Genomic DNA, 12,099 nt, shown 5'->3' on the forward strand with positions numbered 1-12,099 from the left:
GTTGGTTAGAGGCGTTATTGGACGAAGAATACAGGAAGCGACATCCTAATAGGATAAATTCATAAACGGGCCTCTTCTGCGGATGAAGGACGAACGTCCTCCAGCAGATCGATAATACTTTGAGCGCTCTGCATTGGATGAACCTTGGCGATTTCCGCCAGATGACGTTTGCGTTTACGTACAACATCCGGGTAGTGATGCAACAGCTTGTTCATCCATTTAACCACTACGTCGGGCGAAGTTATGGGTTCTCCCAACCCTCTTGCTGTAAAATAATGGACGTTTTCTTCTTCCTGACCAGGTATAGGGTTGTGGAACAACATGGGAATTCCTTTCGCCAAGCCTTCACTGCATGTCATTCCCCCAGGTTTGGTGATCAGAAGGTCGGATACTTCCATTAATTTGTCCACTTCGTTGGTGTACCCCATAATGTGAATATTTTCTTTGCGATACATCGGGTTCTGTTCCATGCTGATCCGTGTTTTATCATTGCGACCCAGACAAAAAATGATCTGAATATCTTCATGCCAGCGTGTCAGCAACGGATGGACCAGCTTGTCGCTGAGCATTCCCCAACCGCCGCCCATCACCAGTACAGTAGGCATGTTCTTGAGGTTAAATCTGCTTCGGATCTCTTCTCGCCCGGGATGCTCCCAAAAATTTGGATGCACCGGAATGCCCGTGACTCGAATGTTGTCTGCAGGTACGCCTCGTAGCATTAGTTTGGACTTAACCTCATCTGAAGAAACCAGATAAAGGTCTACTTCACGGTTAATCCACGTCCCATGTGCATCATAGTCGGTGATGACTGTGCATAGGGGAACCTGTACACCCAGACGTTTCAGTCTGGATATGACAGCACTTGGAATCGGATGTGTACAGACAATCGCATCGGGACGTAACTGGCGCACAACGCTGCGTGTGTGTGTATAGAACAGTTTATGCAACGCCAGTGTGGTCAGCCTGTTCAATGATTTTTTATATTGGTGTCTGTATACGTATCCGAAAAGTTTGGGTTGGTTGGTAACCGTTTTTTTGTATGCTGTTATAATCAGAGGTGCAACCTTTGGATTTAAGAAACTTCCCAGTTCAAGCACTTTTGTCTGCACGTCTGGCGAGAGCTTTCGCAAATTGCTGGACAGTGCATAGGCGGCTTGAGTATGACCCGTACCAAAGCCTTCAGATAATAGTAATACTCTTTTTTTCTCCACGCTTACTTCACCTGTTCCTGCTAGGTTTTTCTGAGTCTAACATATCGGCTTTAAGACCAGAATGCAACTGTTGCAAGTGCGACTAAAGTACCTATTGTGGCACCCGCCAGAACATCGGAAGGATAGTGTAACCCCAGATAAATTCGAGAGAATCCGACAATAAGGGCCACAGGCAACAAGATTAGCAATAAGATCGGATCAGTGGTCATAAAGGGAACTGTGACCGAAAAAATGGCAGTTGTGTGCCCTGAAGGAAACGAGTGATCCGTCAGTGGATTACGGAACGTAATTGTATCCGGCAAGGCCAGATAAGGTCGAATGCGGGGATACAATTTTTTCGCGATGGCTACAGGGATGTGGCTGACCGCAAGGGCGATACATGCCTGGAGTCCTGTTGTGCTCCATGGAGCTGGAGCAAGCAGCCAGATTAACAAGGATATTGCAATAGATGAAGTTGCTCCACCCAGATGGGTGAAATAATACAGCCAAAAATTCATAAAACGATTATGAAGTCGGCCGTTGATCCACATAAAAACATTTCGATCATAATCTTGAAACTTTAAGAATAAACGGCTCATATTGGCCTCCTGCCAGTCAGGCCGCCCGTAATGGCGGCATTATTTCCGGTGATTTTCTGCATCCGGTTTCGTCCTGATTAGTATATAACCGTTTTTCATGAACTTGAGGTTATTTCAGGTATATGTTTATCATATTTTTAAATGTTGTCCTTTTCAAGAAGAACCCATGTAAAGAACGTGAAATTCATGTTAAAGAGTGGATATATACCCATCTTAACTTTTTGACTTGGGTCAGCCAAAAAAGATACAATGATTCAACATGGCTGAAATGAGGTAAAAAAATGTGAGTTCTGTTTCAAACTTTCTGAGGTCTGTTTGCGTTATTTGTTATAGAGCCTCTGACGAAGATTATCATGCTGATGAAAAAAGCAGGGACTTTAGAAATAAAAATCAAGTAAACGGCTGAAAATAAGATATAACAGGCATGAATGCGAGGTTGTGGTATCACGAAGTGTCTATTCAGCGTTTAAAGATCACATTTCTGCTTCAGAAAGTGGAATTGGGGTTTTGACAAATGACTGAAAAGGATACAGAATCGATAAAGCAGCCAACTGATAGCAACCAAGCTTTGAAACATTGCCTGATATATTCACGTAGTACACAAAAGAACAGGGTCATATTCTGCAGATCAAAAAAAAATAAATTGCAGAATCAGGAAGAGAAATGCTTGAGTAAACTGGGTTTTGAAAAAAAGGGGGTAACAGAGAACGATGTTGGACGCTATATTCGTCACGATGCAGGTCATTCTGGCACTGCTAGCCGTGTACCAATTCACGTTTTCGCTTTTCGGTCTGATTAAGAAAAAGAAAAAGAAACATTATCCGGCGACAAAATCATTCGCTGTACTCGTCGCAGCACACAATGAGGAACAAGTCATTGGTGCCTTGATGGAGAACTTGAAACAACTTGATTATCCGGAAGATCTGTACGATGTGTTTGTCATCTGTGACAACTGTACGGATGGAACGGCTCAAATTGTCAGAGAGCATGGATTAAACGCCTGTGTACGTACCAATGCCGATTTAAGAGGTAAAGGGTACGCCATCGAATGGATGCTTAAGTACTTGTGGAAATTGCCACGTCAGTATGACGCAGTTGTTATGTTTGACGCGGATAACCTGGTTGACCGTAACTTCTTGCTTGAGATGAATGATGACTTGAACAATGGTTCGCGTGTTATTCAAGGATACATTGATACGAAAAATCCGGAGGATTCCTGGATTACTGCAGCTTACGGTGTTTCTTACTGGTACATCAACCGTCTGTGGCAGTTGTCTCGTCATAACTTGAATATGGCGAATTTCCTCGGAGGAACCGGAATGTGCTTTGAGACCAACCTGTTGAAGGAAATTGGTTGGGGTGCAACAAGTCTGGTTGAGGATCTGGAGTTTACGATGCGCAGTGTGCAACGTAATGTGTATCCTGTTTTCAACTATGACGCCAAAGTATTTGATGAGAAGCCATTAACATTCAAAGCTTCAGCGAGACAACGTCTGCGCTGGATGCAAGGTCACTTTACAGTTGCGCGTAGATACTTCTTCCCGTTGCTATGGCAGTCCATTAAGGAAAGAAGCCTGGTGAAATTTGACCTTGCTATCTACGGAGCCAATGTCTATGTGGTGTTGCTTACGTTCCTGATGACGGCTGTGATGTGGGTAGACATGGCTATATTCAGTGGTCCGCACATTGCTAATATTTATGGATACTTCCCGTTATGGGTTGGGTTCGTGGCTATTGGTTTGAACATTCTGACGTTCCTGTTGTCCATGGCGCTGGAGAAGGTTACCTTTGCCAAAGTTTATCTATATCTGATTTTGTTCCCGATCTACCTGCTGTCTTGGTACCCGATTACGTTCTACGCTTTCTTTACGCAGAACAACAAACAGTGGAGCCACACTCAACATACACGTGTTGTACGGTTGGATGAGGTACAGAGCAAGCAAGGGTAAGGAACATGCGTGCGATACTTTGTTGACATCTGATATAACAAATGTATAATTTGCGAAAAAAAAGTTGTGAAGAATGTTGACAATGTGTTTCATGGGTGATATAGTATTCAAGTGCCTTAAAACGAATAGCAATGGAATCACAAGCAGAAGTCCGACTTCTCACCTGATCAACAAACATGTTGGCTGGTCAACGATCCCAATAATTTATGAAGTGTATACTCATGAAGAATTGTGTTGATTACAGGGATGTCGGTAGCTTGACCGGCATCCCTTTTATTTTTGTTTAACTGGATATTCAAAATGACCTGGAGGTGGACGATTATTAGTAAAGATCACATGATTAATGATGAGATTCGGGCGAAGGAAGTACGCCTTGTCGGAGCTGAAGGAGAACAAATTGGGATTACGCCCATTCGCGAAGCACTGCAAATGGCGATTGACCTGAATTTGGATCTGGTCAATGTGGCACCACAGGCTAAACCGCCGGTGTGTCGTATTATGGACTATGGCAAATTCCGCTATGAGCAACAAAAGAAAGATAAAGAAGCCCGTAAGAACCAGAAAATTGTTGATATTAAAGAAGTATGGTTCCGTTCCAATATTGAGGAGCACGATTATCAAACGAAGCTTCGTAATGTAGTTAAGTTTTTGAACGAAGGCGACAAAGTGAAATGTTCTGTTCGTTATCGCGGACGTGAAATTGCACATGCCGCGATTGGTCAACGGATTTTGGAGCGCGTTAAGGTAGAAGTTGCAGAACTTTGTACTGTTGAACGTCAACCAAAATTGGAAGGCCGCAGTATGATCATGATCTTGGCTCCTAAAGCCTGATAACATTGGAGGAGGAAACACAAAATGCCTAAAATGAAAACACACAGCAGTTTGAAAGGACGCTTCAAAATTACCGGTTCCGGTAAGGTCCTTCGTTACAAAGCTCACAAAAACCACTTGCTTTCCCACAAATCCAAACGTGCTAAGCGCGTTCTGAACGGTAACCCAGTTATGGCTGCCGGGGATGTTAGACGTTTGAAACAAGGCTTGGCTAACTTGAAAGGCTAATTCTAATTAGTACATTCCGTATGGGGGATCGGCTACGGCCGTACACATACCACGGATACATTTATATTTATTTGGGAGGTTCTTTAATATGGCAAGAGTAAAAGGCGGTTTTGTAGTACGTCGTCGTCATAAAAAGGTTTTGAAACTGGCAAGAGGTTATTTCGGTTCCAAACACCGTATTTTTAAAACAGCTAACGAGCAAGTAATGAAATCCCTGGTATACGCATACCGTGACCGTCGCAACACGAAACGTAACTTCCGCAGACTGTGGATCGTTCGTATCAATGCTGCAGCACGTATGAATGGTTTGTCTTACAACAAACTGATCCATGGTTTGAAACTTGCTGGAGTAGACATGAACCGCAAAATGTTGGCTGATCTGGCCGTTAACGACATCAATGCGTTCAACTCTTTGGCTACTGTAGCTAAAGGCAAAATCAACGCTTAAATTGTATGATACAAGCCGCCGTACCTATATGGCGGCTTTTTTTACGGCTTGGAAGAAATTCGAAGATGAATCTCTGAATGAGTAGAGCGAATAGGCTATAGTCTGGAAGGGAACAATGAAACTAGATAACTGGTGAATAACGATCCATGGGAATACATAAAATACGAACGGTGAAATAATACAAATAAAAACAGGTAAATCCCACTCATCACTAAAGTTCGCGATATGTTTTTGTTATATAACATCACATCGTTGTAACGTTAGTGTGTTAAAACGCTAAATTATTAAGCGTTTTCAATAAAAAAAGAACAAAAATATGTGATATTTGGTGATGAAACATCTGGATTTTAACACTGGTTGATTGTATAATCACCTCTAGTAGGCTAGTCCTAGATTTTTCTCTCCATGTCATAATGTTCGGTTTTTCGACAGATGATAGGATGCTTTAAGGGTGAGAATGCGCTTTTAATGTCGAAGAAACCATACATTCTGCATAAAAGTCATTCCTGCTATCTGTTAACCGTTCAATTGTAGGCTGGATTGGAATGAGGGATATATCATTAAGGGGGAAAAAGAGAAATGAAAAAGATGCTCAGCTTGTCTTTGGTAATGTTGCTGGCGGTATCGGTTATGCTCGCAGGTTGCGGTAGCAAACCGAAAGAAGAAACAAATGCCGGAGGAGATAAAGGTGGTACACCCACTGAAGAGAAATCCGATCTCAAAATCGGTATGGTTACTGACGTAGGTGGAGTTAATGACAAATCCTTTAACCAATCCGCTTGGGAAGCTTTGCAAGCGACCGAAACAGAAACAGGTACTGCTGTTAAATACCTGCAAAGTAAATCCGATGAAGAGTACATTCCTAACCTGAACGAATTTGTTAAAGGCGGATATGATCTGACTTGGGGTATCGGTTTCCAATTGGCTGATGCAATCAAAACTGTAGCTGAGCAAAACCCTGATGCTAAACTCGCGATCATCGACAGTGTTGTTGATGCTCCTAACGTTAAATCCGTAACATTTGCTGAAGAAGAAGGATCTTATCTGGTTGGTGTTGTGGCTGGTCTGACAACTAAATCCAACAAAATTGGTTTTGTAGGCGGTATGGAAAGCCCACTGATCAAAAAGTTTGAAGTAGGATTCAGAGAAGGCGTTAAAGCAGTTAACCCTGATGCTCAATTCATTTCTAACTACACAGGTGCATTTGATAAACCTGACTTGGGTAAAGCAGCAGCAGCAACACTTTACAATGAAGGCGTAGATATTATCTTCCACGCTTCTGGCGCAACAGGTAATGGTGTGTTTAACGAAGCAAGTGCTCGTAAGAAACAAGGTCAAGATGTATGGGTTATCGGTGTAGACAAAGACCAATCTCTTGAGTTTGGTGATGAGATCACTTTGACTTCCATGATCAAAAAAGTTGACGAAGCAGTTAAGCGCGTTAACAAAGAAGTAGTTGATGGTACATTTGCTGGCGGTTCCGAGAACCTGACTTTGAAAGAAAACGGCGTAGGTATTGCTGATACCTCTACTGCCAATGTATCTGCTGATACACTTGCTAAAGTAGAAGAGTACAAAGAAAAAATCATCAGCGGCGAAATCAAAGTTCCTACAGAGTAATTTTGATCTAAGTTGCAAATGAATAATCATTGGGGCCGGTCTTGACCGGCCTTATGATTGCAAGAACAGGAACATTTGATCAAGTCATCATAACAATTGTACAAGGTCACTGTGCACCAACGCTCCGGTAGGAGCTTTTCTTAAGATAATGGAATTGAGTTGTTCTTAATGAGCTGAACCATTCGATTATCGCAAGAAAAACTTCAGCTAAGCGCGGTCTGTCTTCTTTGAAAGTACGTCGATAGACGTTTTTTTTTACGTTTGCGGAACCACACTATATCAGTTATAAGGGTGATTACATGGGTGCAGCAACCCCCGTCGTTGAGTTAAAACAAATTACGAAGCGTTTCCCAGGCATTGTTGCCAACGACGCCATCAGCCTTCAGCTTCGTAAGGGCGAGATCCATGCGCTACTGGGCGAAAACGGCGCTGGTAAGTCAACGTTGATGAATATTGTATTTGGTCTCTATCAGCCAGATGAAGGTTCCATTGAAGTGAATGGCAAGCCTGTCATCATCGACAGCCCTAACCGAGCGATCGATCTTGGCATAGGCATGGTGCATCAGCATTTTAAACTTGTACAGCCGTTCACGGTAACAGAGAACATTATTTTGGGATCTGAACCAACGAAGGGTCTCAATATTAACTATAAAAAAGCAGCCGCTGAAGTTCAGCGTCTTTCCGAACAGTATGGACTGAAGGTGAATCCTCATGCCAAAATTCATGATATTTCTGTCGGAATGCAGCAACGTGTAGAGATTGTTAAAACGTTGTATCGCGGTGCAGACATTCTGATTTTTGACGAGCCTACAGCCGTATTGACTCCTCAAGAGATCAAAGAACTGATGATCATCATGAAGAAGCTTGTAGCTGAAGGAAAGTCCATTATTTTGATCACGCACAAACTGAAAGAAATCATGGAAATCTCCGATACGGTAACGATTATTCGTCGGGGTAAAGTGATTGATTCGGTCAAAACTTCGGAAACGAATCCGAATGAGCTGGCAGAGAAAATGGTGGGTCGGAATGTCACATTCAAAGTGGACAAAAAACCGGCTACACCTGGAGCCAATGTGCTCGAAGTCAGTAAATTAACGGCCAAGAATAAAGAAGGTATTTCGGTTCTGAACCAACTTAACCTGAACGTACGTGCAGGAGAGATTGTCGGAATCGCAGGCGTGGATGGTAACGGCCAAAGTGAACTGATTGAAGCCCTTACCGGACTTCGTAAAGTAGAGAGCGGTTCGATTCTTTTGGAGGGCAAGGAGCTGTCCAATCATTCTCCGCGCCATATCTCGGAGTCGGGTGTAGCCCACATTCCGGAAGATCGACATAAACACGGACTTGTACTTGATTTTTCAGTGAGTGAAAATATCGTTCTGGAATCGTATTATAAAGCACCATACACCCGTAAAGGGTTCCTTAACTTCGATGCCATCAAACAGCAGGCGAAGCGGCTTGTTGAGGCATTTGACGTGCGTACACCAAGCATCGAGACCAAAGCTCGGTCCTTGTCCGGAGGAAACCAGCAAAAGGCCATTATCGCCCGTGAGGTAGATAAAAACCCTGAACTGCTTATCGCTGCGCAACCAACACGTGGTTTGGATGTAGGGGCTATTGAGTTCGTGCAAAAGCAACTGATTGCACAGCGCGATCAAGGGAAGGCTGTTCTGCTGATTTCATTTGAGCTTGATGAGATTATCAATGTATCTGACCGAATTGCTGTTATTTATGAAGGCCAGATCGTTGGCGAGGTGCTGCCGGAAGAAACCAATGACAGGGAGCTCGGCTTGATGATGGCGGGCAGCACCCAAAAGAGAGGTACTGCGCATGAATAACGTATTGAAATGGTTTACGCGAGATTCATTTATTTTACCTGTAGTAGCTATTATTATGGGTCTTATTCTCGGTGGAGTTGTCATGCTGATTGGTGGTTACAATCCAATTGAAGCCTATGGTGCATTGTTCACCAAGGTATTTGGCGACATGTACAACTTTGGTGAAGCAGTACGGGAAATGACACCACTAATTATGACTGGACTTGCATTTGCATTTGCATCACGTGCGGGGTTGTTTAATATCGGGGGAGAAGGTCAATTTCTCGTTGGTATGACCGCTGCAACATTTGTTGGTGTTAAGTTTGCAGGTTTGCCGATCTACCTTCATGCGCCACTGGCTTTGATTGCCGGTGCATTGTTTGGTGGTCTGTGGGCCGCTATTGCTGGTTATCTGAAGGCGGCACGTGGGGTCAATGAAGTTATCAGTAGTATCATGTTGAACTGGATTGGTCTATATCTCGCCAACCTTATCGTTCGCCAATTCTTGCTGTTGAAGGGCGAGAATCGTTCCGTGGATATCAGCGAATCGGCTTCGATTAGTTTGACATGGCTCTCTGAACTGATGGGCAATTCGCGTGTACACATGGGGACGTTGATTGCCCTTGTGATGGCTGTGCTCTTTTATATCTATATGTGGAAAACAAAACAAGGTTATGAAATCCGCGCGGTAGGTTACAACCCTAATGCGGCTGAATATGCAGGTATGCATGTTAACCGGAATATCGTAAAAGCGATGTTTATCAGTGGTATGCTTGCCGGTCTTGGTGGTGCATTCCAGGTTCTTGGTGTGTTCCAATACCAAACCGTAATGTCGGGTTCACCGGGAACAGGCTTTGACGGAATTGCGGTTGCCCTGATTGGTTTGAATCATCCATTTGGGGTGTTATTGGGGGCGGTATTGTTTGGTACCCTCACGTACGGATCTGCAGGTATGAGTTTTGCTGCGGATGTTCCGCCTGAGATTATTCGGATTGTGATCGGTTCGATTATCTTCTTCATTGCGGCACAAGGCATCGTGCGCTGGATACTTAAACCGTTCTATTCGAAGCGTAAGAAAGAGAAGGTGTTGTAGATGGACTTGTTGACAATTGGGCAAATTATCAATACGACGCTTGTCTTTGCTACGGCATTGATTTTTGCATCACTCGGCGGAATTTTTTCGGAAAAATCAGGTGTAACCAACCTTGGACTTGAAGGTTTTATGGTCTTTGGTGCCTTTGCAGCTGGAATCGGGGCGCATTATGCTCAAGAAGCGGGCATGGGCGGAACGACATCGGCCTGGATGGGGGTTTTGCTCGCGATTGTATTGGGCGTAATGGTATCTCTGATTCATGCCGTTGCGTCTATCACATTTAAAGCAGATCAGATTATCAGTGGTATCGTCATTAACTTTTTGGCAGCAGGAAGTACGTTGTACTTGGTTAAACTGTTGTTTGAAGGTTCTGGTGATTCACCGTTGGTTCAAGGTTTCAGCAAGTTTGATGTGCCATTGTTGAAAGACATTCCTTTGCTTGGAGAAGCCTTCTTCAAGAACGTATATCCAACAACATATCTGGCCATTCTGTTCGTATTCCTGACGTATTACATCATGTTCAAAACGCCATTTGGTCTGCGTCTTCGTTCTGTAGGTGAACATCCAAGTGCGGCTGATACAGTTGGTGTTAAAGTGCTTCGTTATCGCTATATTGGCGTTATGATCAGTGGTGCGCTTGCGGCTATTGGTGGAGCTGCGATTACGTTGACGACTACGGGTACATTCTCACACAATACGGTTTCCGGCCAAGGTTATATTGCCATTGCAGCTATGATTTTTGGTAAGTGGAATCCGATTGGTGCCTTTGGTGCGGCTGTCTTCTTTGGATTCTCACAAGCGATCCGAAACTATGTACAGTTGTTTGAATGGTCACAAAGTATTCCCCAGGAAATTATTTTCATGTTGCCTTACCTGCTTACCATCATCGTTCTCGTTGCAGCGGTTGGACGTTCTTCGGCTCCGTCTGCACTCGGTGAAGCTTATGATCCGGGTAAAAGGTAACAACCTTTTCCATATCAGCTTAGCTATTCAGAGTTCTGATAAAGGGTCCGCCATGTGCGGGCCTTTTTTTGTTTTCTTGAACGCCCATCGACTTTTACATGCTTAACTTGGTTCTCGTGCAGATACCCATATTTTCAGGTAGGGACAAAGAAACAGGCGAATTCAGTAATGGACGAATACACTGTTTTGAACGATCCGAGGAGGAGGGGAAAGTATGAAACAACAAGTTACGCGTGATGAAGCGATGAAATTAATAGGCAAAAATATTGTTGCAATCAAAAAAGACGGCACTCGGGTTACGGGAAAGCTGTTGAAAGTATCGGGCAACAAACTGGTACTCAAGCGTTTGAATGGCAAAAAAGTACGTACAAAAGCGATTCTGCCACTGGTATTGTTTGATCTGCTCGCTATTGCTACACTGCCTTATGCTTATGGAGGTGGTCCCGGCTTTGGTCCCGGATATGGACCTGGACCAAAACCAGGGCCTGGATATGGTCCAGGCTACGGACCGGGATATGGACCTGGAGGACCTGGTGGCGGATATGGACCTGGTCCTGGATTCGGCCCTTATGGTCCAGGTCCACGCCCACCAGGATTTTTCTAGGACATTCTATAATGTTTTTTCCAATTCGTAGCAGCGGCTTATCATGATGTATCGAATCGCACTGTATCCATTTTTTTGATAAAACTGAAGTCCTTTGGTATTGCCCTCATCCACCATCACTTTAGATCTTCGACAACCCCGAGATACCGCAAAGCTCTCTGCTTTGAGCAACAAAGTTTGCCCGTAACGTTTGCGTTGTTCTTTCGGACTAACGGCCATCATATCGACATAGAGCAATTCCCCATGCATGAGAAAATGGATGAATGCCACAGCAGCTTTGTCTGGCTCCGGCGAGACAACAAAGGTCATGCCCCTGTTCATTCGCAGGGGTATTTCTTTGCGGATTTTATTAATTTCCTTTTCGCTCATATGGGATAAAGGAACAAGTTGAGTGTCAATCAGCTTCATGATGGCGCCATCATCCAGCTTGGATGTGCGTTGCCGAATCACCATGCGGAGCCTCCTTTCAGGACCAGTCGTGCTGCTCGTATATCCTATGCCCGAAGCAAGATAAAAGGTGACTGAATGAATCGCTGGGATTAGGGCAACCTTATAGGCTGAAGAGGAAGGAAAGAAGGTTCTCTGAATTTTTATGCAAAACAGGTATTGACTTATCGGTTGGAGGAATCATATAATGTTCCTAACATTTAACGAGAATATTTCATCGGCTATGAAGAGGACGAAGTTTTAAGGGCTCTTTTGCTCAGAGAGTGGCTGGAATTGCTGAAACCACCACCATTACCCCTTATATACGAGC

General features: G+C 43.9%; 12 protein-coding genes. 9 read left to right on the forward strand and 3 right to left on the reverse strand.

Annotated elements, in window-relative coordinates; translation table 11 throughout:
* Positions 1 to 59 precede the first annotated feature (59 nt).
* The gene (locus MHH25_RS08995) at positions 60 to 1,211 is read right to left on the reverse strand and encodes a UDP-N-acetylglucosamine--LPS N-acetylglucosamine transferase (protein WP_036669745.1); all 1,152 of its coding nucleotides are present in this window, start codon (positions 1,209 to 1,211) and stop codon (positions 60 to 62) included.
* Between the two features lie 50 nt (positions 1,212 to 1,261).
* Complete coding sequence (locus MHH25_RS09000) at positions 1,262 to 1,789, reverse strand: phosphatase PAP2 family protein (protein WP_017689668.1); 528 nt, start codon at positions 1,787 to 1,789, stop codon at positions 1,262 to 1,264.
* Positions 1,790 to 2,499: 710 nt separating this feature from the next.
* On the opposite strand from MHH25_RS09000, the gene MHH25_RS09005 reads away from it, so the two are divergent.
* The 9 genes from MHH25_RS09005 to MHH25_RS09045 all read left to right on the forward strand — a co-directional run bounded on the left by MHH25_RS09005 (position 2,500) and on the right by MHH25_RS09045 (position 11,342).
* Positions 2,500 to 3,738, forward strand: a complete 1,239-nt coding sequence (locus tag MHH25_RS09005; protein ID WP_036610177.1) for a glycosyltransferase family 2 protein — start codon at positions 2,500 to 2,502, stop codon at positions 3,736 to 3,738.
* A gap of 336 nt (positions 3,739 to 4,074) precedes the next feature.
* Positions 4,075 to 4,569 (forward strand): translation initiation factor IF-3, encoded by a 495-nt coding sequence (gene infC / locus MHH25_RS09010; RefSeq protein WP_017689666.1) that lies wholly within the window; start codon positions 4,075 to 4,077, stop codon positions 4,567 to 4,569.
* Between the two features lie 24 nt (positions 4,570 to 4,593).
* Positions 4,594 to 4,797, forward strand: a complete 204-nt coding sequence (gene rpmI / locus MHH25_RS09015; RefSeq protein WP_017689665.1) for a 50S ribosomal protein L35 — start codon at positions 4,594 to 4,596, stop codon at positions 4,795 to 4,797.
* Positions 4,798 to 4,885: 88 nt separating this feature from the next.
* Positions 4,886 to 5,245, forward strand: coding sequence for a 50S ribosomal protein L20 (rplT, locus tag MHH25_RS09020; RefSeq protein WP_017689664.1), 360 nt, complete (start codon positions 4,886 to 4,888; stop codon positions 5,243 to 5,245).
* A 579-nt stretch (positions 5,246 to 5,824) separates the two neighbouring features.
* Positions 5,825 to 6,865: a BMP family ABC transporter substrate-binding protein gene (locus tag MHH25_RS09025; RefSeq protein ID WP_076327056.1), complete on the forward strand. Its 1,041-nt coding sequence runs from the start codon at positions 5,825 to 5,827 to the stop codon at positions 6,863 to 6,865.
* 299 nt (positions 6,866 to 7,164) lie between these two features.
* On the forward strand, positions 7,165 to 8,703 hold the full coding sequence (locus MHH25_RS09030) for an ABC transporter ATP-binding protein (protein WP_036610171.1): 1,539 nt from the start codon (positions 7,165 to 7,167) through the stop codon (positions 8,701 to 8,703).
* Positions 8,696 to 9,775, forward strand: a complete 1,080-nt coding sequence (locus MHH25_RS09035; protein ID WP_036610168.1) for an ABC transporter permease — start codon at positions 8,696 to 8,698, stop codon at positions 9,773 to 9,775. Before MHH25_RS09030 ends, MHH25_RS09035 begins: the two co-directional genes overlap by 8 nt.
* Positions 9,776 to 10,738, forward strand: a complete 963-nt coding sequence (locus MHH25_RS09040; protein ID WP_036610165.1) for an ABC transporter permease — start codon at positions 9,776 to 9,778, stop codon at positions 10,736 to 10,738.
* Between the two features lie 214 nt (positions 10,739 to 10,952).
* On the forward strand, positions 10,953 to 11,342 hold the full coding sequence (locus MHH25_RS09045; RefSeq protein WP_047842246.1) for a hypothetical protein: 390 nt from the start codon (positions 10,953 to 10,955) through the stop codon (positions 11,340 to 11,342).
* A gap of 6 nt (positions 11,343 to 11,348) precedes the next feature.
* On the opposite strand, the gene MHH25_RS09050 is transcribed toward MHH25_RS09045, so the two are convergent.
* The gene (locus MHH25_RS09050) at positions 11,349 to 11,795 is read right to left on the reverse strand and encodes a GNAT family N-acetyltransferase (RefSeq protein ID WP_100529523.1); all 447 of its coding nucleotides are present in this window, start codon (positions 11,793 to 11,795) and stop codon (positions 11,349 to 11,351) included.
* Positions 11,796 to 12,099 lie beyond the last annotated feature (304 nt).

This window comes from Paenibacillus sp. FSL H3-0457 (assembly GCF_037981725.1).
GTDB lineage: Bacteria > Bacillota > Bacilli > Paenibacillales > Paenibacillaceae > Paenibacillus > Paenibacillus amylolyticus.

What these genes read in the sequence shown, in the direction of transcription:
- rplT (WP_017689664.1), top strand. Translation starts at nt 4,886, where the DNA reads ATGGCAAGAGTAAAAGGCGGTTTTGTAGTACGTCGTCGTCATAAAAAG.
- MHH25_RS09005 (WP_036610177.1), top strand. Translation starts at nt 2,500, where the DNA reads ATGTTGGACGCTATATTCGTCACGATGCAGGTCATTCTGGCACTGCTA.
- MHH25_RS09025 (WP_076327056.1), top strand. Translation starts at nt 5,825, where the DNA reads ATGAAAAAGATGCTCAGCTTGTCTTTGGTAATGTTGCTGGCGGTATCG.
- MHH25_RS09000 (WP_017689668.1), bottom strand. Translation starts at nt 1,789, where the DNA reads ATGAGCCGTTTATTCTTAAAGTTTCAAGATTATGATCGAAATGTTTTT.
- MHH25_RS09045 (WP_047842246.1), top strand. Translation starts at nt 10,953, where the DNA reads ATGAAACAACAAGTTACGCGTGATGAAGCGATGAAATTAATAGGCAAA.
- rpmI (WP_017689665.1), top strand. Translation starts at nt 4,594, where the DNA reads ATGCCTAAAATGAAAACACACAGCAGTTTGAAAGGACGCTTCAAAATT.
- MHH25_RS09050 (WP_100529523.1), bottom strand. Translation starts at nt 11,795, where the DNA reads ATGGTGATTCGGCAACGCACATCCAAGCTGGATGATGGCGCCATCATG.
- infC (WP_017689666.1), top strand. Translation starts at nt 4,075, where the DNA reads ATGATTAATGATGAGATTCGGGCGAAGGAAGTACGCCTTGTCGGAGCT.
- MHH25_RS09040 (WP_036610165.1), top strand. Translation starts at nt 9,776, where the DNA reads ATGGACTTGTTGACAATTGGGCAAATTATCAATACGACGCTTGTCTTT.
- MHH25_RS09030 (WP_036610171.1), top strand. Translation starts at nt 7,165, where the DNA reads ATGGGTGCAGCAACCCCCGTCGTTGAGTTAAAACAAATTACGAAGCGT.
- MHH25_RS09035 (WP_036610168.1), top strand. Translation starts at nt 8,696, where the DNA reads ATGAATAACGTATTGAAATGGTTTACGCGAGATTCATTTATTTTACCT.